The 25,032-nt window shown below is 40.7% G+C and carries 18 protein-coding genes, 1 tRNA gene and 1 pseudogene; 15 read left to right on the top strand and 5 right to left on the bottom strand.

The window, feature by feature from the left end:
• The first annotated feature begins 285 nt into the window (after positions 1-285).
• Positions 286-3,687: a glycosyltransferase family 2 protein gene (locus HXT32_RS04030; RefSeq protein ID WP_285089388.1), complete on the top strand. Its 3,402-nt coding sequence runs from the start codon at positions 286-288 to the stop codon at positions 3,685-3,687.
• A complete protein-coding gene (locus HXT32_RS04025; protein WP_285089389.1) occupies positions 3,674-5,260 on the top strand; it encodes a DUF5719 family protein in 1,587 nt (528 codons plus the stop codon). The genes HXT32_RS04030 and HXT32_RS04025 overlap by 14 nt, the downstream gene beginning before the upstream one ends.
• A gap of 76 nt (positions 5,261-5,336) precedes the next feature.
• On the opposite strand, the gene HXT32_RS04020 is transcribed toward HXT32_RS04025, so the two are convergent.
• The gene (locus HXT32_RS04020; RefSeq protein WP_285089390.1) at positions 5,337-5,765 is read right to left on the bottom strand and encodes a metallopeptidase family protein; all 429 of its coding nucleotides are present in this window, start codon (positions 5,763-5,765) and stop codon (positions 5,337-5,339) included.
• A 119-nt stretch (positions 5,766-5,884) separates the two neighbouring features.
• Here HXT32_RS04020 and HXT32_RS04015 point away from each other — a divergent pair, with 119 nt between their 5' ends.
• Together HXT32_RS04015 and HXT32_RS04010 are read left to right on the top strand one after the other, a co-directional pair.
• A complete protein-coding gene (locus tag HXT32_RS04015) occupies positions 5,885-6,706 on the top strand; it encodes an HAD-IIB family hydrolase (protein ID WP_033888683.1) in 822 nt (273 codons plus the stop codon).
• A 91-nt stretch (positions 6,707-6,797) separates the two neighbouring features.
• Positions 6,798-7,691 (top strand): ComF family protein, encoded by an 894-nt coding sequence (locus HXT32_RS04010; protein WP_004110765.1) that lies wholly within the window; start codon positions 6,798-6,800, stop codon positions 7,689-7,691.
• Here the strand turns inward: HXT32_RS04010 and HXT32_RS04005 are convergent.
• From HXT32_RS04005 to glgB, 3 genes are all read right to left on the bottom strand, one after another.
• Positions 7,688-8,863: a sensor histidine kinase gene (locus tag HXT32_RS04005; RefSeq protein ID WP_004110763.1), complete on the bottom strand. Its 1,176-nt coding sequence runs from the start codon at positions 8,861-8,863 to the stop codon at positions 7,688-7,690. The two genes, HXT32_RS04010 and HXT32_RS04005, sit on opposite strands and share 4 nt — an antisense overlap.
• Positions 8,864-8,924: 61 nt before the next feature.
• Entirely contained in the window at positions 8,925-9,677 is a 753-nt protein-coding gene (locus tag HXT32_RS04000) for a response regulator transcription factor (RefSeq protein ID WP_102155265.1), read from the bottom strand.
• A gap of 16 nt (positions 9,678-9,693) precedes the next feature.
• Entirely contained in the window at positions 9,694-11,967 is a 2,274-nt protein-coding gene (gene glgB / locus HXT32_RS03995; protein WP_033888684.1) for a 1,4-alpha-glucan branching protein GlgB, read from the bottom strand.
• Positions 11,968-12,101: 134 nt separating this feature from the next.
• Between glgB and HXT32_RS03990 the strand changes: the two genes are divergently transcribed.
• A complete protein-coding gene (locus HXT32_RS03990) occupies positions 12,102-12,698 on the top strand; it encodes a CarD family transcriptional regulator (RefSeq protein WP_012914048.1) in 597 nt (198 codons plus the stop codon).
• A 212-nt stretch (positions 12,699-12,910) separates the two neighbouring features.
• Here the strand turns inward: HXT32_RS03990 and HXT32_RS03985 are convergent, their stop codons facing one another.
• Positions 12,911-13,963 carry a metal ABC transporter solute-binding protein, Zn/Mn family gene (locus HXT32_RS03985; protein ID WP_004110751.1) on the bottom strand — a complete coding sequence of 351 codons (1,053 nt, stop codon included), beginning with the start codon at positions 13,961-13,963 and terminating at the stop codon, positions 12,911-12,913.
• A 121-nt stretch (positions 13,964-14,084) separates the two neighbouring features.
• On the opposite strand from HXT32_RS03985, the gene HXT32_RS03980 reads away from it, so the two are divergent.
• The 10 genes and pseudogenes from HXT32_RS03980 (at position 14,085) to HXT32_RS03935 (ending at position 24,868) form a co-directional block, all read left to right on the top strand.
• The gene (locus tag HXT32_RS03980; protein WP_004110747.1) at positions 14,085-14,969 is read left to right on the top strand and encodes a bifunctional methylenetetrahydrofolate dehydrogenase/methenyltetrahydrofolate cyclohydrolase; all 885 of its coding nucleotides are present in this window, start codon (positions 14,085-14,087) and stop codon (positions 14,967-14,969) included.
• A gap of 146 nt (positions 14,970-15,115) precedes the next feature.
• Positions 15,116-16,618: a 30S ribosomal protein S1 gene (gene rpsA / locus HXT32_RS03975; protein ID WP_012914051.1), complete on the top strand. Its 1,503-nt coding sequence runs from the start codon at positions 15,116-15,118 to the stop codon at positions 16,616-16,618.
• 250 nt (positions 16,619-16,868) lie between these two features.
• The gene (locus tag HXT32_RS03970; protein ID WP_422118903.1) at positions 16,869-17,198 is read left to right on the top strand and encodes a TM2 domain-containing protein; all 330 of its coding nucleotides are present in this window, start codon (positions 16,869-16,871) and stop codon (positions 17,196-17,198) included.
• 70 nt (positions 17,199-17,268) lie between these two features.
• Positions 17,269-17,385: pseudogene (locus HXT32_RS03965) on the top strand (dephospho-CoA kinase); the annotation flags it as partial.
• Positions 17,386-17,609: 224 nt separating this feature from the next.
• Positions 17,610-18,182, top strand: coding sequence for a TM2 domain-containing protein (locus HXT32_RS03960; RefSeq protein WP_004111293.1), 573 nt, complete (start codon positions 17,610-17,612; stop codon positions 18,180-18,182).
• Positions 18,183-18,251: 69 nt separating this feature from the next.
• A complete protein-coding gene (gene coaE / locus HXT32_RS03955; RefSeq protein ID WP_004111294.1) occupies positions 18,252-18,956 on the top strand; it encodes a dephospho-CoA kinase in 705 nt (234 codons plus the stop codon).
• A 4-nt stretch (positions 18,957-18,960) separates the two neighbouring features.
• A complete protein-coding gene (gene uvrB / locus HXT32_RS03950) occupies positions 18,961-21,075 on the top strand; it encodes an excinuclease ABC subunit UvrB (protein WP_004111295.1) in 2,115 nt (704 codons plus the stop codon).
• 235 nt (positions 21,076-21,310) lie between these two features.
• Positions 21,311-22,750, top strand: a complete 1,440-nt coding sequence (pyk, locus tag HXT32_RS03945; protein ID WP_004111304.1) for a pyruvate kinase — start codon at positions 21,311-21,313, stop codon at positions 22,748-22,750.
• A 231-nt stretch (positions 22,751-22,981) separates the two neighbouring features.
• A tRNA-Leu gene (locus tag HXT32_RS03940) sits at positions 22,982-23,055 on the top strand.
• A gap of 223 nt (positions 23,056-23,278) precedes the next feature.
• A complete protein-coding gene (locus HXT32_RS03935; RefSeq protein WP_420870295.1) occupies positions 23,279-24,868 on the top strand; it encodes an alpha-amylase in 1,590 nt (529 codons plus the stop codon).
• Positions 24,869-25,032 lie beyond the last annotated feature (164 nt).

Genomic DNA, 25,032 nt, shown 5'->3' with positions numbered 1-25,032 from the left:
TGTGGCAATATCATTTCTTTTGTCATCAAATAAATCAATATTCAATGGACACATATAGCGTGTAATTATAGCATGCTGCAGTGAGATTTATGACATCTGGTTGTGTTGAATATTATTTGATATTTTAAAGAAAATTTTAATAAGTTTACGCAAATATTCTAATTAAATTTATATGAAGCATACTGGTTAATATGAGCAAAAATAATTAATAAAATATGTATAAATTTATTTAGAATTACGACTTGTGTTTTGGCGGATACATACCCCCTGCGTAAACTGGTAAGTATGGATTCGATAACCGCTCATAATCTTACATTTGAAGACGAAGTTTTACAGGTGCTGTCATCTGCGAAAGATGCGCATCCTCATGATGTGGATTCGTCCATTATGGCAATGATGTGTGTGGAGCGAGATACTCGTTTTTATGCTGATACGTTACATGCAGTACTAAGTCAATCAATTCTTCCTGGAACTTTAGTAATAGTCGATTGTGCTAGTCGAGTAAAGCAGACTATGCAAACGAATTTACAAATAAAAATTAATTCATCTAAGCTTGCGGGAGCAATTAATACTAGGAAATCATTATTGCAGAATGCTAATAATATCGATTCCAATAATGCAATTGATAGCGATTCAAAATATAGACCAAATACTAATCGCGTAAATAATACTCGCGTAAACAATAGTGAAAATAAATCTGTACACATAATTATTATTCCCATTTCTTATGCTCATTCTTTTGGAGATGCAATAGAAAAATCTTTGCGCAAGATTTTGCCTTGTGCAGGAGTTTCTGCATTATGGCTTTTGCATGATGATTCTCGTCCTGCAGACTTCCATTGCTTAGAATATTTGCGTGAAACTTGGCGCAATACTCCGACTGCATCAGTATTGGGAGCTAAACAAGTTGATTGGCAAGGAAATATCTTGCACAACGTTGGAATGTATGCTTGGCGTCACGGTGTTCATACTCTTACTGTTGACGGCGAGCCAGATCAAGAACAGTATGATGGGCGTGGAGATGTGTATGCAGTATCGCTAGCAGGTGCTTTAGTCACATTAACTGCATGGCAGACTTTACGCGGTACGCAACCATGGATGACAACTTTTGGCGAATCAAGAGATTTTTGTCGTAGAGTATGTCTATCTGGAGGTCGTGTTGTTGTAGTTCCTTCAGCTCGTATCGCACACAGGCGTGCAAGGTTAGAAGGTATCCGTACTCGTAACGGTGATGCTAGAAATCATAATAATTCAGGATCTAAGTATGGTGTAGCAGCTTCTCTCGTAGCTAAGCAGCGTTACAAATACACTGATATTAGTATTTTTTTGTGGCCTCTTATATGGATTCTTAGTTTGCCTGCTTGTTTCGTTGGCGCTTTGCATTCGCTGTTTGCCAAACATCCTTATATAGCGTGGATTCGTCTGCTTTTGCCATGGCTTGCTATTATGCAATTACCTAGAGCAGTTTTTGCTCGCAGAAGGGTTGCAAGGAATACTCGTGTTCCCTTAAAACGACTTGTTCCTCTTATCGCAGATCGTCATCAAGTTGCACGTTGGCGTGATCGTAGTTCTGCTTTCCAAGCTCAACAGCATTTCGTGCTGTTGAGTCCTCTAGCGAAGCGGCATTTGCATATTCGAGTGTTGCGTAGGTGGAGTGCTGTTATTCTTGCATCTCTTCTTCTTTTTGCAGTCATATTGAATTTATATGGCTCTCCATGGCGTGAAATTTTAAGTGGCGCTTCTTGGAATGCACAGCAATGGTTACCAACGGGTGCAGATTTCAATCAACTATGGAATTCTGCTATTGGTGCATGGGTTCCTGATGATGGTTTTGGACCTGCAATTCCTCCAGCACCATGGCTAAGTATTTGGGCAATCGCATCAATTGTGGTTGGTGCTAACCCGTTATTGGCTGTCACATTAATGTTCTTCTTAGCTGCTCCAGCTATGTGTTTAAGTTTTTGGGCTCTTGCTGGCGTATTTACGCGCTCGGATACTGTGCGTGTATGCGCTGGTATTTGCTGGACTATGATTGCTATTGCTTTTGGTTTGTTTGCACGCGGTGATTTGCCAATGTTAATGACTATGGCATTTTTGCCTGCAGCATTTGCTTTTGCGTTCCATGCTGTTGGAATGTACGTAACAGAAGATCCTGTGCGTCCTGTTAAATCCACTCAATGTGCAGCATGCGCAGCATTATGCTTTATGGTTCCAGTAGCTGCAGAACCGCAGCTTGTTTTGTCTCTTATTGTTATTTTTATTGCGTCGTTTATTATGGTGCGCTCTCATCGTATTATGTTCGCGCTTATGCCTATACCATCGATAATTGTTTTGCTTCCTACAATAGGAAGTGCTATTAGATATGGCGAATCTGGAATGTGGCGTCAATTGTTCTCTAGTATGGCTTTGCCATTGAGAAGTGTGCAAGGTGCTCCACGCGTAAGCGATTACGCTGATGTTTTGTTGCACGCTTTTAATATGGCTTCTCCTAATGTTGAAATTAATATGCCATTGATGAGCTTAAGAACAATAATAATGGTAATTTTTGCAATTCTAGCTGTTGTTATGGCTGTTACGTCATTAACTTTGCCTTTTGCTTTGCGAGTTTCTCGAATGATGTGGGTTGTGATTATTTCCGGAATGCTGTTATCTCTTATTGCCGCTCGTGTTGTAGTTGCATCCGATATTTCAGGACCTGTTGCTGCAAGCGTTTTGCCTGGAGTCGCATTATCTACTGTCGGCATTTTATCTTGTATGTGCATGGTTGCCGGTCAAGCTGTTCGACGCTTTGAGCCACTGCGTACTTCGAAGGAATCTGAGTCTCAAATTTTTGATAACTATAAAACTCGTGCAAGTAGACGTGCTGCAATGCGTCGTTCTGCGGCACAATTGTTGCAGCGCATAATTCGCATAGCACGCGCTGTTCTTGCAAGTAGCATGTTGACTATGGCGGTTCTTTTGGGTCTTTTTGCTGTATTGAGCGGACCTGCTACATCTATTTGCGCAAATAACAATGAGCTCCCTATGGTTGTTTCTGATTATTTGCGAAAAGACGATACTCGGCGAATACTTGCTTTAAGAGCTCAAAGTAGCCATGATTTGTCAATCTCTATTATGCGAACATCTAAGGGAGATGCAATAGACGAATCTCCAGCACTTCGTGTTAGACAAGTAATGTTTGGTGATTCATCAAGCAATAAAGCAATATATCGTGCCTCAGCACAATTGTTATCTCATGCAGATAATGGCGCAATTTCAACGTTAAAGCAACTTGGAATTGGCGGTATTTATATTGTTAATAGTTCAGAAAATAAGCAGGTTTCCCATAAAACTTCTATGTCAATACAACAATTGTTACATCCTTCTGTGCAAACAGTGAGTAATGTTAACAAAGAAGCTACTGAACAATTAATTGCACACGTTAACGCTTCTGACGGTACACAATTGGTTGTTTCATCACCGCAAGGAACTTATTGCAGATTTGATGGTGTGCCTGATTCTAAGTCGTTGTCTTCTACATCTCCGTATTATCGATCTAGGCCTCTTGCGTGGAGAGTTCCTTGGATTATTGTTTCTTCTATGGTATTACTGCTGTACTGTATTGTTGCCGTGCCTCGATTTGGCAGACATGCAATGATAGAACGTTCAGATGACAGGCATGAGGAGGAATTAGATGAACTGGCATAAAAATCCTCATGAGGGCTCTAAGCATGGTGAAGTAAATGCGGATGTAGATATTAATCGCAAGAACAAAATAGTCAGTATTGTCTCACTTGCTATTTTTAGTGCAATAATACTTATTGCTTCTGCATGTGTTGTTGCATTATGCTTACCAATGCCTCACTTTGTAGACAATCCTAATACTCCATCTAGTGGCGTTATAAGTAGTGTTGGTTCTACTCGTTTGCAAACTATTTGTCCTATTCGATTGTCTCTTCCAGATTTGACTCAATATGGTGATAGCGAATATAACGAATCAGAAGGCGATTTACAATCTTCTGCTCGTTATGGTGCTTTTGGAGATGTGTATAGTTCTAGCTTGCGTAACATACGAGATAACAATGATCAATCTATTACGTTGAATTCAAAATCAACTGATGATGATACGTCAGCTTTTATTGCTAACAATAATGTAAATCATGACGCTCAAGTTCTAGAAGGACATTTGTCACGAGTTGGATCTGGCACTGGAATATCTGCTTCCATGGTTTCATGGGCTACTAAAGGTGACGTAAAAGGTTTATCTGCAACTACCTGTTCAATGCCGTCTATGAAACAGACATTCCTAGTTCCAGAATCTGCTGATGGAATTTCTATTCGTTTAGAAGCGTTTAATGCTGCTTCAAAATCCACTGTTGTTCGTGTTAGAGCTTGGTCTGCTGAGCACGGCAGCAATCAGTTAAATCTTTCTACAGGAAGTGCTTCTACTGTTCCTGCTCGTTCTCATGTATATTTTGATCTTGCTGCTGCCTCTCCTAAGACTTCTGGATTATACGTGCAAGTTGAAAGCGAGCAGACACCTATAGCATCATTTGTAAAAGTCGTTCATATGAGTGGCTTATCTGTAAAAGGTGTAGATATTGTTCATGAATTAAGCACTCAATCTAATACAAATATTCTTTCAGGTATTAGTGAAGGCGATCAATCTAAGTTATATATATGGCCAAATAAAGATGGTAATGTAACGCTTTCATGGATGAATGATACAGGTTCTAAAGAAGTAAAGAATTTGACGTTAAAAGCACACCATTTGCAAGTTGTCGATCTTGGAAAAGTTCCGGAGCGTGCTAATGCTTTGAGCGTAAGTGGAGATGTTCCTACTCAAGTAATGATGTCCATTACTAAAGATGGCAAAGATAATCAATCAGATGTAGCTTTTATTACACCATCTAACGTACAAGGTAGTGGCGCAATTGTATCGCCTGTTTCTGCTAATGAAACAGCTCTATACCTTTCTTCTTCAAGTGATAAAGATACTGCTGTGCGTTTGCAAGGATTTGATTTAAATGGTGTATTAGCTGCTACAAAAAACGTAACGATTCCTGCGAATGCATCTTTAAGAATTCCTGTTTCAGAAATTTCGCACGATGCAGTTATGTTTATTGCGAAATCGCATAGCAAAGTTGCTTTGTCTGCCCGTATTCATAAAGATGAAATCGATAAGGCTGGTATAGCAGGTATTTCTTGGCTTTCTGCGCAATCTTTGGAACCGCAAGAAATGAAGGTATACGTTAAAACTGACAATCATATTGTGCAATAATACGAATAAAAATATTGCTATAAGCGACTATAAATTAATTAAAATACTTAATAATTTTAATTAATTTAAAAATTGTTTACAAACCCCAATCTGGATCAATTTCTTCTGGTCTGCGACCGTATAGTTCTGCTAAGCATTGCACAAGCTCATCTCTGATAGCATATTGAAGTTCACTTCTGCTGCTTACATGAGTGTATAGCGGAAGCCTATACAATACAATTCTAGATTGCATACCACGGCTAGCTGGAAAAGCTTGCGAAAGTATTCTGCGGTTTTGCTCCCATAACAGTGGTTGCGAAGGCGGCACATCTTCTACCGCGAATTGAACGTCTTTAGTTAATGCTTGCCAAGCACTGTTAAGGCGTCTAATTTGAGCTGCTACCATGGCATCAAACATTCCGCTAGCAGTTCTATATTGTGGAAGTCGAGTACCAAATATTGGTGCCCTAAGACCTCTACCATGCCTATTTCTATAGTGACGTTCTTCCCAAATTAGACCTGTCATGCTTCCACTTTACGAGAAGGCTAGGGCAATAATATGTAAATAATTAATATGCGGTGTGTGAAATACGCTCACACTATAGAATACTGTATATATGGTTTTAAAAGTCAGGAGGATTTGTAATGCTCAAACCAATAGTGCATGATTGGAATGAGTTTAATCTTGACTTGAGCATTGCTAAATCGTCTCTTATTGCTTTTGATTTAGATAACACACTGGCATGTTCTAAAAAACCTATGCTTAAATCGATGGCTGAATCATTAAGTAAGCTGATTGATATAATTCCTGTTGCTGTAATAACAGGTGGCTGCTTAGAGTTAGTTAAGAAGCAAATTTTAAATATGCTAACTATTGGCACTAATCTTAAAAATATTCACATAATGCCCACTAATGGAACTAGTTATTATCGTGTGAATAATGACATGTCATTGCAATGTGTTTATGAACATACTATCGATTTTAAGCAAGCGCAATGCGTTATTGATGCAATACACAAGTGTGCAAAAAATATAGGCGTTTGGAAAGAACCCGGCGATCCAATGCTGTGGGGAGAACAGATAGAGAACCGCGGTAGTCAAATTACTTTTTCGGCACTAGGACAACTAGCTCCTATTGAATATAAAAAAACTTGGGATCCTAGCGGTTGTTTGAAAGCTCAACTTGCACAAAGCATTTCTCAAGCTTTACCTAATTTTGCTGTACGCGCTGGAGGAGATACTAGCATCGATATATACAGGCGCGGTGACGATAAAGCTCAAGCTTTGCGAATGCTGTCTCAATATTGTGATGTTAATATTGAAAAAATTACTTTTATTGGCGATCGTATGTATCCTGGAGGAAACGATTATCCTACTGCCTTTACAGGAGCTTTAATTATTAAAGTAAGTAATCCTTCGGATACTTTAGAGCTTTGTAATAAGGTACTTAATATTTTAGAAATATAGAATTTTATTAATTTTTCATTTTAAGATACCTTTTATCCACAATAACATTTTTTATTTGCATAGCCAATAAGCTATCGCATATGCTGTCATTATGGTTGGGAGACGCAAGGTTATAAACCACCAAAACAAAAAGAAGTATAGAAGCGTGACATCTCATGGGGGATTAGCATGTCACGCATCTGTACCTTGTGGTGTATGTGAAAACAAGGATGTTGATTTTATAAATTGGCGTTTTGCTAGTTGGAAGAATGTAGCGATTGCTTTATTTAATTTATTTTTGCCTCGCGCATGTGCAGGCTGTGATACTCCAGATTATATATTGTGTGAAAACTGCAAGAAAGCGTTGCAATGCTGGAAACGTGCACCATTTGCCAGAACAGTATGTGGATATCGCTACGCGTGTGGTTCGTATTCTACGGTTGTTCGCCGCTCAATATTATTGTGGAAGGATCATTTCGATATTGCATGTGACAAAATATTTGGTGAACTTATTGGCGATTTAGTAGTAGAAGTTATATCTAAATTTTTGCGCTCGCATTCTTGTTATATAAGTGAAAAACCTATATTTGTTATACCAGTCCCGTCGTCTAAGCATTCATCAAGGCATCGTGGACGTAAGCATATGTTGCCTGTTGCAAATTGTGTTGCTAAACGATTGTGTAATAGTGGCATTAGAGCATACGTTTTAGATATTGTAAGTATGGATGCTAGAATTACTGCGAAATCAGTGCAAACTTCCGGTTTTCGCGGAAGGTCTAACAGAATTTCTAAGGCGTTTAGCATCGATTTTAAAGAATTGAGAAAGCAAAAGTTTGAAAATCAACGCGAGTACAAAGCTATTGTATTGGATGATATTGTAACTACTGGCTCAACTATGAATAGCTGCGTTTCAACTTTACAGAGTAGTGGAATTACTGTTTTGGCATGCTTTTCTTTAGCATGTGTATGCAATAAGGATGATCGTACAGCAGATTACGAATGTTAGTTTGCTATTGTATTGCTATAGTTTAGTGGAAGCGCAATTTCAAAGTTCGGACCGCGTTTATCGTCTACTACTTTTACAGTTCCATGGTGCAATTGTGCAGCCCAACGAGCAATTGATAATCCTAATCCTGTTCCTCCTGATTCTGTGCCAATTCGCTGATTTCCTTTAACAAATCTTCTGAAAATATCGGCGCGATCTTCTTGAGGAATTTGTTCTCCAAAATTCACAACATTGCATATTACAGAGTTTTGGCTGTGATTAATATGAGCACTTATAAGAACACGAGTTCCATCATCTGAATGTTTTAGAGCGTTAGAAATAATATTAGTAAAAAGTTGCGAAAGGCGAGCTTGATCTCCTGTTAATTCAATCTCATCATTAATTTGAACTTCAATATTATGATTATGACCTGAATCAGCTATTTCTAGTGGTTCGATAATTTCGTCAATAAAGTCTGTGAAATTAAATGAAGTTATATTAAGGCTTTCCGCGCCTGCTTCAACTCTAGATAAATCAAGAAGGAAAGTAATAAGATCAGCAAGTCTATGAGTTTGGTTTAATATAGCTTCCATATTAGATGGAGTAGGATCAACAACTCCATCTGCAAGATTTTCAAGCATCGCTTGTAAAGCAGAAACAGGAGTGCGCAGTTCGTGACTTACGTTTGCTATAAGCTCTCTACGCATTTGATCTGCATGTTCAAGTTCTTCTGCCATTTCATTAAATGCAAGAGTTAATTTACCTACTTCGTCACGACGATTTTCTACAGCAACTCGCACAGAATAGTCTCCGTCAGCCATAGCTTCTGCAGCATTTTTCATTTGACGAAGTGGTGCTGTAAGTCCTCTAGAAAAAATGTATGTAATTCCCAGAGCAACAATAAGTGTTAATGGCATTGCAATCCAGCCATTTAGACCAGTTTTAAGTAAAAACCATGCCATTACGAAAGCAATTGCTGTTGCAAAAACAATAATTGCCGAAAGTTCAATTTTTAGAGATGAAAAAAATCCGACAGGTCGATTTGGATAATTATGCTTTACAGAAGAATTCGTAAATCGCATTTTTGACTTATTTTTAAGTTGAGCATTTGAGTTTTTATTTAATAAATTACGTTGTTTAGTATTTTTATATTGCTCAGAATTAGCATTATCTATTTTATTTTCTAATACCATTTACGAATTTTCCGAAGCTAAAGTGTTGTAATTATTTACTATTTATGAAAGTAGTAATTATTTATGAAACTTGTGATTGCAGAACTTTGTCGTAATCACTAATAGGTGGCTCGAATGCGTATCCTATTCCGTGTACAGTACGAATCCATTCCGATCCAATTTTATGTCTCAAAGACTTAATGTGTGAATCTACTGTGCGAGTTCCAGAAGCATCCGGCCAATCCCACACCTCTTCAAGTAACTTTTCACGCTTAAATACAGTATGAGGATGACGAGCTAGAGTAGCGAGCAAGTCAAACTCAGTTGGTGTAAAATGTACCTCTTTGTCGTTTAAAGTTACAAGTCTTTGACGAGGTCTAATAATAAGTGACCCAAAATTAATTGTGCGTTCATGTTCCATTGTCTTTGCTATTTGCGATGCGCGTTCTACGCGTCTCAGCAATGCTGCGCAACGAGCAATTAACTCACGTGGCGAAAATGGTTTAGTCATGTAATCATCTGCGCCTGCGCTTAAGCCAACAATTTTATCGGCTTCTGCGTCGCGTGCTGTTAACATGAGGATAGGAACAGGCATTTTGGAGATAATTCGTCGAGTTGCTTCAATCCCATCCATAATAGGAAGCATAATATCCATAATTATGAGATCAGGTTTTAGTTGTTCGGCAGCTCTAACAGCAGACGCTCCATCTGTAGCGACTCTTGCTCTCCAGCCTTGTGCAGTAATGCGTTGTGCAATTGCTGTAGCAAGATCCGGCTCATCCTCAACAACGAGAATTGTACGAGCATTTACGCCAGCTGATGGAGCGTTTAGCATATTTTAAAAAGACCTTTCAGTGTTGTACTGGCTTCAAGAATACCGCACCTAACGCTGGAACAGTGATTCTTGCAGAGTATGGTCGAGAATGATACTCTTCAGCAGTAGCAGTGAATGTGCCGTTGTGAATATTAGATCCGCAATACTTTGCATCATCAGTTGTGAGTATCTCTTCCCACTGTCCGCCTTTTGGTAACGCAACCTGATAGTCTTGCCAAGCTTGACCTGAGAAGTTTACTACTACAACGATTTCTTCTCCGTCGTCGCCAATACGCATGTAGCTTAAAGTATTGTGATCGGAATCGTCGCTTGTAAGCCACTGGAAACCATCAGGAGTAAAGTCTTGACTCCAGAATGCACGAGAGCTCTTATATAGAGTGTTCAAATCTGCAACAAGCTTTTGCACACCTTGATGGAACGGCCATTGCAGCTCATTCCAGTTAAGCGAAGTATTGAAGTTCCATTCGCTGGACTGTCCAATTTCTCCACCCATGAACAGAAGGTTCTTGCCTGGATGAGACCACTGGTATGCAAGCAATGCTCGCAATCCTGCGAACTGTTGCCATTCGTCTCCTGGCATCTTTCCAAGTAACGAACCCTTACCGTACACAACTTCATCGTGGCTTAATGGCAACACATAATGCTCAGAGTATGCATAAACCATTGAGAATGTAATTTCGTTATGATGCCAACGACGATTAATTGGTTCCTCTTTAAGATATTGCAAAGTGTCGTGCATCCAGCCCATATTCCACTTCAAGCCGAATCCTAAGCCGCCCATATCGGTTGGTGCAGTTACGCCTTGATAAGCAGTGGATTCCTCAGCAATCATCATGATGCCAGGATTATTCTTATATGCAGTTGCGTTTGCTTCCTTAATGAAGTCAATTGCTTCAAGATTTTCGCGTCCGCCGTAGATGTTTGGTCTCCACTGTCCTGCTTCACGGCTGTAATCCAAGTAAAGCATTGAGGATACTGCATCAACGCGTAACGCGTCAACATGGTATTCATCAAGCCAGAAGCAAGCATTAGCAACCAAGAAGTTACGAACTTCATGACGACCAAAGTTGAAGATGTAAGTACCCCAATCAGGATGCTCACCTCGCATAGGATCAGGATCCTCATATAATGCTGTGCCATCAAAACGACCGAGTGCAAAGTCATCCTTAGGGAAGTGAGCTGGAACCCAATCCATAATGACGCCAATGCCTGCTTTGTGGAGTTTATCTACCAAGTACTTAAAGTCATCAGGGGAGCCAAGGCGAGAATCTACTGCATAATAACCCGTTACTTGATATCCCCAAGATCCAGAGAATGGATATTGTGTCAACGGCATAAACTCGACGTGAGTAAAGCCTTCTCTTTGCACATAATCAACTAAATGATCAGCAAGTTCGCGATAATTACCCAAATCGCGATTCCAGCTGTTAGCTTGTACTTCGTAAATGCTTATTGGACCATTGTGAGCATCTGTTTTTGCGCGCTCATCCATCCAATCAGTATCGTGCCACTTAAACTCAGAATCAACAACAACAGATCCTGTGTTTGGTGGAACTTCATGAGAGCGCTCCATTGGATCGGCTTTCATAATCCAATTGCCAGATTGTGTAAGAATTTCGTACTTATATACTTCTCCTGCTGTAACTCCTGGAATAAAAAGTTCCCAAATGCCAGAAGAGCCGAGTGAACGCATAGCGTGGCGACGACCATTCCAGTAATTAAAGTTACCAACTACGCGTACTGCACGAGCATTTGGTGCCCACACTGAGAAAGCAGTACCAGTAACTTTCTTTACCATCTTTCCAGTTTCAGGAGATATAAGTCCCCATGAATCTGTTATCGTTTTGACGTGTGCGCCTAATGCTTCCCAAAGACGCTCATGACGACCTTCTCCAAATAAGTACATGTCAAGTTCGCCAACTTGAGGCAAATAACGGTAAGGATCATCATCTGTGGACTCAGAACCGTCTATTTCCACAGTGTAAACGCGATAACTAGGAACAGACCAAGACTTTGTTTTTGTATGCTTTACTGCAGGAATAACAGCTGTAAAGATGCCGTTATATTCGTGTTTAGCTTCGTATTCACCGTTCTTAGTAAGAATAACAACTTTCTTTGCCATAGGGCGCAATACGCGGACGGTTACAGTGTCGGCACCTTTGCCAGTTCCAAGGTGACCTCCAAGAACCTCATGTGGATTGTAATATTCTGCATTGCTCACCGCAGCTAATACGTCCTGTCGGACTGGAACTGCGACTGCATCTTCATTGATGTTAGTAACTGTACTCATGTTGACTATCATACATGCTTTATTGCTGTAAGTCGCGTGTGTTTCGCGCTATTGTGAAAAAAATATGAAAATTTTTTCAAGTCGTGACCTTATGGGAAACTGTTATGAGTTTTTCTGTGCATACGGAGGGTTCTGTGGAATATCAAGTCGGCGATATGGTCGTCTATCCTCGTCATGGTGCGGCTCGTGTTGAAGAAATTAGTGAGCGCACCGTAAAAGGTGTAACTCGTCAATATTTACGATTGGTAGTGTTATCATCTGATGGTTTAGAAATTAACGTACCTGTCGATAATGTTAAAAAAGTTGGCGTGCGAGACATTGTTGGAGCGCAAGAAGTTGCAAAAGTTTTTGAGATTTTGCGTACTCCAATAGTTGAAAAAGAGATGAATTGGTCTAGACGCTACAAGCTTAATGTAGAGAAGATTGCTACTGGCGATGTTAACAATATTGCTGAAGTAGTTCGTGATTTATCTCAGCGAGATGTTGATGAACATGGTTTATCTGCAGGAGAAAAGCGAATGCTTGCTCGCGCTCGCAGTATTTTAATTTCCGAAATTGCTTTGTCTGAAAAGATTGATGAGATTGAGGCGGAGCGACTTTTAGATGTGAATCTTGGATACAAGGAGCCTCAAGAAGGCGATGAAAATCACCATACTGTAGCTCCAGAAGAGCCTGCATCGCGAACTTTAGCGCTGTTAGAAGAGCGTAGCAAGAAATCTAAGAAAAAATGATTTGCGATATGCAAAATAAATAAATATTAATTGTTCATATTATTTAAGCCCTTCTAAATGTCGGTATATCGGCGAGTTAGAAGGGCTTTTGCTTATATATTTGCTTACGTATTTATTGTATGTTTTGCTTTTGTTCTTGCTTAAAACAGATAATAAAAAATCCTTGCATTTGTAAAATACAAGGATTTTTATGTTTATAGATTCACCTAAATTTACTTGCCTGGATCTTGCTGACCTTGGTTAGAATTTTTAGGATTAGTATTCTTTGCTACATGTGGCTTCTCAGTGATTGGCTTTTTTTGAGGCTCTTTATCATCAATGTCTTTACGCATATCCTTTGTTGCTTTTACAGCATTATGTAGGTCGTCACAAATCTTCATAATCCATTTATCAAGCTGATCTGCGTATTTTGGCATAAGTTCGCTTACTCGTACTGTAGACGTGTAGCTGCGTCCTGCGATTCCGCTTAGCAAGTTCAGAACATCGTTTCCTTGCTGGCTATCGCTAATCAACACATCAATTTTGCGACCTTCAATAAGCTTCTGAAACTCCTCAACGCTTGAATGTTCTGGTTCATTATTGTTATTTACTGAGTCAACATATTCTTTAGGTGAGCTATCTTTCAAATTGGCATCAGACATTAGCCAGAAAAGAATAGGAGATGTAGAAGCATACTTTGCGTTACCATTTTCTTTAGAGAAATCACTTAAGTAGGTGGTTAATTTCTTTTCCTTTTCCTGCCATTGTGCTAGTCGCTTAGAAAAAGCTTGCTTTTTTGATGGCAAAACTTTGGAGAAGGTGTCAGCCATGGCAGATGCCATAGCATTCCTAGCATCGTGAGAAAACCAAAGATATGGATTGTCTCCGTTAAGTGCTCCTACAGTACCTGCTGCACTAAGCACTTCAGCTTTAGCTGGGTGTACTTTGTTTGCCCAATCATCGTAGCCTGCACCATTTGTAACTAATACTTGTGCATTCTGCATATTTTTTAAATCTTTTGAGCTAGGTTTAAACGACGATATGTCTGTATCTGAACCAGTCATAACTGATTCAACTTTGACGTCAGAGCCACCAATCTCTTGAGCTAAGCTACCCCAGGTGTCAACAGTGGATACAACAGAAATATTTGTTGCAGCTTTTGGTTTTTCTTTTGGTTTTTCCTCAGTTTTTCCACAAGCTGCAAATCCAAGTATTACTGCAGAAGCAATAAGGCATGTTATGGCAGTTTTTCCAAACTTCTTTACTGCACAAAGAACGGTACGCATCACTGTGACTCCTCCCGTGATAATGGTGCGTCGGCGCACGTAAAATTGTTAGTCGACCCATATCTTCTATACTTCACGATAGCCTATCCTTACGAATTGTGCGAGTTGGGAGGAATTTTTTATGACTATTGTGCTAGATGGTAAGGCTTTAGCTAGTAAAATTAAAAAAGATTTGGCAGCGCGCGTTGCTATTTTACATAAAAAAGGCATTAATCCAGGTTTGGGTACGTTGCTTGTAGGTAGTGATCCTGCTTCGTTGAAATATGTTGCTGGTAAGCATCGTGATTGCGAAGAAGTGGGGATTAATTCTATTCGTTGCGATCTGCCAGAAGATGCTAGTGAAGATGAGATTCTTGCTGCTTTACAGAAATTAAATAATGACCCTCTTTGTACTGGATTTATTGTGCAACTGCCATTGCCCAAAGGTATTGATGCTCAAAAAGTTATTTCTTCTATTGATCCTGCAAAAGATTGTGATGGAATGCATCCATATAATTTGGGTGAACTTGTTACGCATATTTCCGGTAATATTACAACACCTTTGCCGTGCACGCCGCGTGGAATTTTAGCTTTGCTTGATGAGTATGGTATTGAACTTTCTGGTAAGGAAGTTTGTGTGCTTGGTCGTGGCATTACGGTTGGGCGTACTATTGGTCTTCTGTTAACACGCAGGGGAGTAGATGCAACTGTTACGTTGTGCCATACTCATACTCGGAATGTTCAGGAGATTATGCGCCGTTCTGATGTAATAATTGCAGCAATGGGTTGTGCTGGTTTTGTTAAGCCTGAAGATATTAAACCTGGCGTTGTTCTTGTTGATGTTGGTGTATCTCGTGTTTTTGATGAAGAGGCTGGCAGATATCGTGTAAAAGGTGATGTTGATTCAGCTTGTCGAGAAGTTGCTGGAGCGTATTCTCCGAATCCTGGTGGGGTAGGTCCGATGACTCGAGCTATGTTGCTGGCGAATGTTGTAGATATGGCTGAGCGAGCAGCTAATTGCAAATAAAATGCGACACGCCCGAAGTAAAACGTAAATTTTGGCTATACCTGTATATAAAATCGACAAAGCGTGTGCATAATATGCACACGTAACATAAATACATAATTAAATATCGAGTAATATCCACCCCAAGAAGAAACCACTAATAACTAATGGCAGAGAATAATAACGAAGTCGCCAAGGTTGCGATTAATGATATTGGCACCGAAGAAGACTTCATCAAGGCAGTCGATTCAACCATCAAGAATTTTGATGATGGTGATTTAGTTGAAGGTACAGTCGTAAAGATTGATCACGACGAAGTATTGCTGGACATCGGCTACAAAACTGAAGGTGTAATTCCTTCCCGTGAACTTTCCATCAAAAAAGACGTTGATCCAGATGATGTTGTCGAGGTTGGCGACACCATTGAAGCCCTTGTTGTAACTAAGGAAGACAAGGAAGGACGTCTTATTCTCTCCAAGAAGCGTGCACAGTATGAGCGTGCTTGGGGTGACATCGAGAAGATTAAGGATGCAGACGGCATCGTTGAAGGTACCGTTATTGAAGCTGTTAAGGGCGGCTTGATTGTTGATATCGGTCTTCGCGGCTTCTTGCCAGCTTCCTTGGTTGAGATGCGTCGCGTGCGCGATCTTTCTCCATACATTGGCCAGAAGATTAAGGCTAAGATTCTCGAGCTCGATAAGAACCGCAACAATGTTGTGCTTTCTCGTCGCCAGTTCCTTGAGGAAACCCAGTCCGAAGTTCGCGAAACCTTCCTCTCGCAGCTTAAGAAGGGTCAGATTCGCGAAGGCGTTGTGTCTTCTATCGTAAACTTCGGTGCGTTTGTTGATCTCGGCGGAGTTGACGGTCTCATTCACGTTTCTGAGCTTTCCTGGAAGCACATTGATCATCCATCTGAGGTTGTTAAGGTTGGCGATAAGGTTACCGTTGAAGTTCTCGACGTTGATCTCGATCGCGAACGTATTTCCCTTTCCCTTAAGGCAACTCAGGAAGATCCATGGCAGCGCTTCGCTCGCACTCATGTTCCTGGACAGGTCGTTAAGGGCAAGGTCACAAAGATTGTTCAGTTCGGTGTGTTCATCTCCGTTGAAGATGGCATTGAGGGCTTGGTTCACATTTCTGAGCTTGCAAACCGTCACGTAGAGAACCCAGAAACTGTTGTTAAGGGTGGCGAAGAAGTATTCGTGAAGGTTATCGACGTTGATCTCGATCGTCGTCGCATCTCCCTCTCCTTGAAGCAAGCTACTGAAGCTGTAGATCCAAATTCTGAAGATTTTGATCCTGCTCTCTACGGTATGCCAGCTGAATATGATGCTGAAGGCAACTACAAGTACCCAGAAGGCTTCGATCCAAACACTAACGAATGGATGGTCGGTTACGAGCAGCAGCGCGAAGAGTGGGAAGCTCAGTATGCTGCAGCACACCAGCTTTGGGAAGAACACAAGGCATTCGCTGCTAAGGAACTTGCGGCTGCAGCTGAATCTGCTGCTGCTGACGGTCAGAGCGAAGAAGCTGAAAAGAAGCCAGCTAAGGAAGAAAAGAAGGAAGAAGTTGCTTCCAACTATTCTTCTGAAGCAACTAGTGAAGGTGCTTTAGCTGATTCCGATCAGCTCGCAGCTTTGCGTGAACAGCTTTTGAACGAAAAGAAGTAGTTTCTACTTTCTACTAGAAGCTTGTAAATAAAACAGTAAGATGCCCTCGGTGACTAATCATCGGGGGCATCTTGCGTATTGTTGTTCATAATGTTTTACGAGTATCTTGAGTATATTTGACAAGTATTTTATAACTCAAGTTTTGTAATTAAATATAGGTACAATCAATTTTCTTTTAATAATCGTGATTATATGATGTAAAACGTCATTCGTATTTACTAATCGTATTTACTAAAAGGATGGTTAAAATATGAACACTTTGGAAAACAACCAGCAAAATGCTCAGTTCCCTTCGTACGATGGAAATAGTGAGGAGAACACTAAAGCAACTTTAGTAAGCTCGCGCAATAAAATTGTTGCAGGTTTGCTAGCGATTTTCTTAGGCACATTAGGTATTCACAATTTTTATCTTGGTTTTAAAGGAAAGGCGATTGCACAGCTGCTTATTTCTGTTCTTTCCTTTGGGTTCCTGTTGATTATTACGGGAATATGGGCATTGGTTGAGGGTATTTTGATTCTTTGCTCAAAGCCTGGAAGTAAGTGGCACAAAGATGCTGATGGTGCCGAGTTAAAGGATTAGTGTTTTATAATTATTGTTAATAAACAATGCCCTGGTAATTATTTGCTGGGGCATTATTTATAATTCATATATGACAATGATGCGGATTGCGGTAAAGGGCGGAATTGCAGCTGGAAAATCTACAGTAGTAAATCATTTGCGTTCGCTTGGCGCGTTTGCTATAGATTACGATGTTTTAGCGCGTGAATGAAACTTCTATCGAAGGTGCTTTAGCTGATTCCGATCAGCTCGCAGCTTTGTGTGAACAGCTTTTGAGCGAAAAGAAGTAGTTTTCTACTAAAAGCTTATAAATAAGATGCCCTCGGTGAGTAATCATCGGGGCATCTTTTAATATCTTTAGTAATAACGCTTTGATTTATTAATTTTTTATTATACAGTTTTTAAGAAAATAAATTTCTTACGAGAGAAAGTGTGATTATTGTGAGTGATTTAGATAATCAAACTGGAGATTACTCCGGCTCTGACGGACAGACTCAGTACGGACAACCACAGTACAATGATCAGTCCCAGCAGTATAACCAGGCTCAGCCACAATATAACAACCAATCCCAGTATGGTGCTCATACTCAGTACAATGCTCAGCCACAGTATGGTCAGACTCAGTATGATCAGAATTCATATGCTCAGCCGCAATACAATGCTCAGCCGCAATATGGTCAGTACTCTCAGTCTACTCCTCAGTACAATCAAGCATCTTCATACTCTAACTATGGGTCTAATTATTCATCAAACACATACAGAAGCTCTCGTAACAAGATTGCTGCAGGCCTGTTAGCCATTTTTTTGGGTGCTTTGGGTGTGCACAATTTCTATCTTGGTTTTAAAGGCAAGGCTGTTGCTCAGCTGCTTATTTCTATTCTTTCTTTCGGCTTGCTGGCTTTTGTTTCTGGAATTTGGGCATTTATTGAAGGAATTTGCATTCTTTGCTCTCAGCCTGGTTCTAAGTGGCATAAGGATGCCGATGGAGCTGAACTTCAAGACTAATTTTACAATTATTATTTAGCGTATAATGCCCTGGTAATTATTTGCCGGGGCATTATTTATAATTTATATATGACAATGATGCGGATTGCTGTAACGGGCGGAATTGCAGCTGGAAAATCTACTGTAGTAAACCATTTGCGTTCGCTTGGCGCTTTTGTTATAGATTACGATGTTTTATCGCGCGAGGTTGTGAAGCCAGGAGGTTACGTATTTCAGCAAATCGTAAGCATTTTTGGGGAGAATGTCGTTTTGAATGATGGCTCTTTAAATCGCGAGTTTATTGCAAAGCATGTTTTTGGGTACTCCGATGAGAGTTGTGCAAATCGTAAGAAGCTTGAGTCGCTTATTCATCCTGCTATTTATGATTGCGCAAAGCTCTTAGAAAGCAAGTATGAAAGCGAGTATATTAGTAAAATTTCTAAGGAAAATCGCAACGTGTTGGACAGTATAAATTCAGTTATTGTGCACGATATTCCGCTCCTTGCGCAAGTAATCGACAGCATTCCATTTAGTTTTGACCATATTATTACTGTTGAAGCGCCTCAAGAAATTCGCGTTAAACGAATGATAAGCGAGCGAAATATGACTGAGGATCAGGCTTTGGCGCGCATAAATAGTCAGCTTCCTAGTAAAATGCGAAAAAATATCGCAGATTTTGTAGTTGATTCCACTAAACCAATGGAATCGATGCTTAACAGTGTTGACAATACGCTAAAATCATGGTTGTGTGACGCAAACAATAAAAGTGCTGAAATGACGAAACTGGGGAAGTAAATACATGTCGAATAAAATTCAGCGCACAAACAAGCCTTTTGTAGTAAAAGCGCCATACAAGCCTTCAGGAGATCAGCCGCAAGCAATCGACGAGCTGGCTAATCGCATTGAAAACGGCGAAAACGACGTTGTTTTAATGGGTGCTACAGGAACTGGTAAAACCGCTACAACCGCTTGGCTTATTGAGCGTTTGCAAAGGCCTACCCTTATTATTGAGCCGAATAAAACTTTGGCAGCTCAGCTTTGCGCAGAGTTTCGTGAGCTTATGCCAGATAATGCTGTGAGCTATTTTGTGTCTTACTACGATTACTACCAGCCAGAAGCGTATATTCCGCAAACAGACACGTATATTGAAAAAGACTCGAATATTAACGACGATGTTGAGCGTCTTCGTCACGCAGCTACAGCAAATTTACTTACTCGACGGGATTGCGTTGTTGTGGCTACTGTTTCTTGCATTTACGGCCTTGGTACTCCAGAGGAGTATGCCGAGCGAATGCTTATGCTAAGCGTTGGCGAGCAGCTTGAGCGAGACGATTTATTACGCCAATTTGTGAGCATGCAATACAAGCGCAACGATATTGCGTTTACGCGCGGAACTTTTAGAGTGCGAGGTGACACAGTCGAGATTATTCCAGTGTACGAAGAATTAGCTGTGAGAATTGAGTTCTTTGGCGACGAAATTGACAGAATTACCATGTTGCATCCGCTTACGGGGGAAGTAATTCGCCAGGAGAGTAGCGTTCATATTTTCCCAGCATCTCACTATATTGCAGGACCTGAGCGCATGGAGTGCGCGGTAAAGGCGATTGAAAAAGAGCGTGATGAAAGAGTAGCGCAGCTTAAAAAGCAAAATAAATTGCTGGAAGCTCAGCGTTTAGAGATGCGAACTACGTATGATTTGGAGATGCTCCGCCAGGTTGGAGTGTGCCCAGGAGTGGAAAATTATTCTAGGCATTTTGACGGCCGTGCGGCTGGCACGCCTCCGCATACTTTGCTTGACTTTTTCCCAGATGACTTTTTGCTTGTTTTAGACGAGTCACATGTAACAGTTCCGCAAATTGGAGCCATGTATGAAGGCGACGCTTCGCGCAAAAGAACGCTTGTAGAGCATGGCTTTAGGCTGCCTTCTGCAATGGATAATCGCCCGTTAAAGTGGAAAGAATTTTTGGAGCATGTTGGTCAAACTGTGTATCTTTCTGCAACGCCTGGAGATTACGAGCTTGGGCTTTCGGATGGCGTAGTTGAGCAGATTATTCGCCCAACTGGCTTGCTTGACCCTAAGATTGAGGTTCGACCTGTGGAAGGGCAGGTTGACGATTTGCTTGCGGAAATCAAGGCGCGAGTAGCAAAAGATGAGCGCGTTCTTGTTACTACGCTTACGAAGAAAATGGCGGAAGACTTAACTGATTACTTCCTTGAGCTTGGTATTAAAGTTGAGTATTTGCATTCGGATGTTGATACTTTGCGCAGAGTGGAGCTTTTGCGCGAGCTTCGCGAAGGAAAAATTGACGTGATTGTTGGCATTAATTTACTTCGTGAGGGTTTGGATTTGCCGGAAGTTTCGCTTGTTGCGATTTTGGATGCAGATAAGGAAGGTTTCTTAAGATCTTACCGTTCGCTTATTCAGACGATTGGTCGTGCTGCTCGTAACGTTTCTGGAACTGTTCTTATGTATGCGGATACTGTTACTGATGCTATGAGCAAGGCGATTAGCGAGACAGAGCGCCGTCGTGAAAAGCAAATCGCGTATAACAAGGCTCATGGAATTGATCCTAAGCCTTTGCGAAAGAAGATTAGTGATGTGAACGACATGCTTGCTAAAGAGGATGTTGATACTCAAACTTTGCTAGCAGGCGGTTACAGGAATGCTAATAAGGCTGGGAACTCGCATTATGGCGTGCCAAAAGAGCCAAATCTTGGGCAGCAAAGCAAAGAAAAGCGTATGGCGAATATTTCTGAGCTTCCGCAAGACGATATTATGTCGCTGATTAAAAATTTGAGCGAGCAGATGCATGTTGCTGCAGAGCAGTTGCAATTCGAGCTTGCAGCGCGATTGCGCGACGAAATACGCGATCTAAAGAAAGAGTTGCGTCAAATAAGCGATGCTCAAAGTTAGAAAATAACTATTATTCTCAATTATTATTCAACTATTGTTCAAGCATTATCTGAGCGTTATTCAAGTATTATCTGCGATTTTATGTTATTTTTTGTGAGCGTTCACAAAACGCCGAATAAATACAATAAGCGGTCACAATACGTTGATACACTGGAAAGCGGAATTGGGCGTTTTATGGTTTCTATCATTAAATCGCTCATAAAAAATAAACAGAAATAGAAAATAGGTAGGCATTATGCGTAAAGCCAAAATCGTTGATACTATTGGTCCAGCTACCGAATCCTTGGAAGGTATTACCAAGCTTGTTGAAGCCGGTATGGATGTTGCTCGTTTGAACCGTTCTCACGGCACTCCTGAAGATCATTTGCGCGTTTACAACAACGTTCGTGCAGCTTCCAAGTCCACTGGCCGCAATGTTGCTGCTCTTGTTGATTTGCAAGGTCCAAAGATTCGCTGCGGCTGGTTCAAGAAGAACGCTGAAGGCGAAGATAAGGTTTATTTGGAAGAAGGTCAGGAGTTCATCATCACTACTGATGATGTTGAAGGTGACGAGCACCGCACTTCTACAACTTTTAAGGGCTTGCCAGGAGATTGCCACGCAGGCGACCCAATCCTTATCGATGACGGTAAGGTTCGTCTTGAGGTAACCAAGGTAGAAGGCAACGACGTTCACACTAAGGTTATTGTTGCTGGTCCAGTTTCCAGCCACAAGGGCATTAACCTCCCAGGTGTTGCAGTTTCTCTTCCAGCTTTGACTGAAAAGGATGAGGCTGATCTTCGTTGGGCTATTCGCACCGGCGCTGACATTATTGCTATGTCCTTCGTGCGTTTCGCTACCGATATTGATCGCGCTCACGAAATCATGGACGAAGAAGGTCGTCGTATTCCAATCGTCGCCAAGATTGAAAAGCCACAGGCTGTTGAAAACTTGGAAGAGATTGTTAAGACCTTCGATGGCATTATGGTTGCTCGTGGTGATATGGCTGTTGAAATGCCTCTCGAAGAGGTTCCACTGGTCACCAAGCGTTGCATCGAGCTTTCTCGTCGCTATGCAAAGCCAGTTATCGTTGCTACTGAAGTTCTTGGCACAATGGTTAACTCTCCAGTTCCAACCCGTGCAGAAGCTTCTGACTGCGCTAATGCTGTTCTCGACGGTGCTGACGCAACAATGACTTCTAACGAAACTGCTGTTGGTAAGTACCCAGATGTTACCGTAAAGACCATGTCCCGTATTTCTCAGTACGCAACTGAGCACGGCTATGATCGCATTCCTGCTGTTGAGCTTGATATGTCTAGCACCGGTGCTGTTTCTTCTGCAGCTGTTGATTTGGCAGATAAGCTTAATGCTAAGGCTATTGTTGCTTACACTCAGACTGGTCGCACAGTTCATCGTATTTCTCGTGAACGCCCAACCGCTCCAATCTTTGGTTTGACTAACAATGAGCACACTTATCGTTGGTTGGCTTTGAGCTGGGGCACTGAAGGCTTCTTGATTGATGAAGATTACCATGACATGAATCGTCACGATTTGATGATCTTCACCGACAAGGTTCTTCGCGAAGCCGGTAAGGTTTCCGATGGTGATCAGATTGTTATCTTGAGCACTGCTCAGGGTGAACGCCAGGCTGGTCGTACTGACTCCATCTACGTTCACACCGTTGGTGCTTGTGACTAATTATTTGATTCTGCGTTCTTGTACTAATATGCTAGTTCTTCTAGTTTAAGTGCATTTGCGCAGTAGTATAGTTTGCATAATGCGCGCTAGCTGTTTTGCAGTTTGCGCGCATTATGTTATGTATGATTAATATTATTGATTTGCGACACGCGCAAAACGCTTTAACTATTTGCATGTGGCTTAAAGTGTGCTATAGTCAACAAGTCGCAAAAAATGCGGAAAATTAAAAATGCCCCTGTATCCCAATTGGTAGAGGAAACAGCCTCAAAATCTGTGCAGTGTGAGTTCGAGTCTCACCGGGGGCACGTGCACGACGTCGCTTAGTTTGCTAGGCGACGTTTTTATTTTGTATTTTAATGTTTTGTACATAAACAATGAGCGTATAATGATAAAAGTATTCTGCACAATGAAAAGTGCTGTACGTATGTGAAAGGAACAACGATGATCCACAGTGCACAATTGCAAGTAAGTGAGCGTAAAAAAAGTAATTATGCTTGCGAATTAATCGATAATTACAAGCGCAATGTAATGTGCTCTTTTACTGCAATTGCTGCTGTAGCAACAGTATTAATGTGTATTTTTGCTATTGTCCCAAACTCTTCGGCATTTGCTTCAACTAAATCAACAGACGGTCTTCCGCCAAAAGGTGTGATTGTTACTGCTTTTCAGCAAAATTGGAAAAGTATTGCAAAAGAGTGTAAGCAAACTTATGGTCCTGAGGGTGTGAGTTATGTACAGGTTTCGCCGCCGCAGGATCATATTAAAGGTACAGCGTGGTGGACTTCTTACCAGCCAGTTAGTTACAATCTAAATTCAAAGCTTGGCACTGAAGACGAGTTTAAAAATATGATTACTACTTGCAAGGCTGCTGGTGTTGGAATTGTTGTTGATGCTGTAATTAATCACACAACCGGCGATGGTAATAAAGATACTGTAGGTGTTGGCGGTAGTAAGTATGATGCGGCAAATCAAAGCTATCCGGATGCTGGTTACACAAAAGATGATTTTCACCAAATAGATAAAGATATTTACACATATAAAAATGCGCAAGTCGTTTGGAATTATCGTTTAGTTGGTTTGCTTGATTTGGATACTTCTAAGCCGCATGTGCAAAAAATTCTTGGTAACTATTTTGCAAAATTGCTAAAAATGGGTGTTGCAGGCTTTAGAGTTGATGCCGCAAAACATATGTGTCCTGAGGATGTGAAAGGCATAAAAGAAGCTGCTGCTAAAGCTGCTGGAACGAAGCCTGAAAACATATGGTGGATGCAAGAAACAATTGGTTTCCCTGAACAAGATCCTAAAATTCAGCCGGATCAATATGTTGGTACAGGCGAAGTAGATGAGTTTGAATACTCGTATCGCTTGCGTAATTATTTCTATGGTTCAATTGAGAATTTGTCTCATATTACAGATCAGCTTATTCCTAATAAGAAAGCCGCTATTTTTGTGACTAACTGGGATACTGAGCGTGACAATTCGACTCGAGTTCTCACTTATAAGGATGGAGCAAAGTACGAGTTAGCTAATGCTTTTATGCTTGCTTATCCTTATGGAACACCAAATATTTATTCTGGATATAAGTTCACGCAGCGCGATGATGGTGCTCCTGGTGCAACTGATACGCACATTCCAGATGTAAAGTGCGGCAAGAATTCAAAGTGGCAATGCGCTCAGCGTTGGACTTCGATTCGTGGAATGATTGGATTCTATAATGCTGTTAAGGGCACGAAAGTGACTCGATGGCAAGATGACAACGATAATAACATTGCTTTTAGTCGCGAAAACAAGGGATTCTTGGCGATTAACAATACTGACAAGCCTAAAAATGTGAGTTATAAAACTGATTTGCCTGATGGTGAGTATTGCAACGTATATGCTTCACGTAAATGCTTTAGCACAGTTACTGTAAATGGTGGGAAAGTAGAGACAACTATTCCAGCTTATTCTGCTATTGCTTTGCATGTTAAGGCTGTAGAGCATTTTGGAAGTACTTCTGTGCTGACTACAGTGTTGATGATTGTAGTTGTTTTCGTTGTTCTGTTGATTGAATTAGTGCTGATTCTGTGCAAGAACAAGGCTGATTCTAATAAAAAGTTAGGTTCTGGTAAAAATTAGATTCTAACAAAAGTTAGATCCTAGTAAAAATTAGATTCTAACAAGTAAGCTGATTTTAATAAATAAGCTGAAAGCAGATACTGATTGTAAATAAATTGGTATTGTAGTGTTTGAATGATACAATTTTCTCCGCTGATTATACACATTATGGGCGATGGTTAGCA

The organism is Gardnerella sp. DNF00747 (genome assembly GCF_049262675.1).
GTDB classification, from domain to species: Bacteria; Actinomycetota; Actinomycetes; order Actinomycetales; family Bifidobacteriaceae; genus Bifidobacterium; species Bifidobacterium swidsinskii.
Note: the sequence above shows the minus strand (reverse complement) of the source record. Positions and strands in the feature narration are given on the sequence as shown.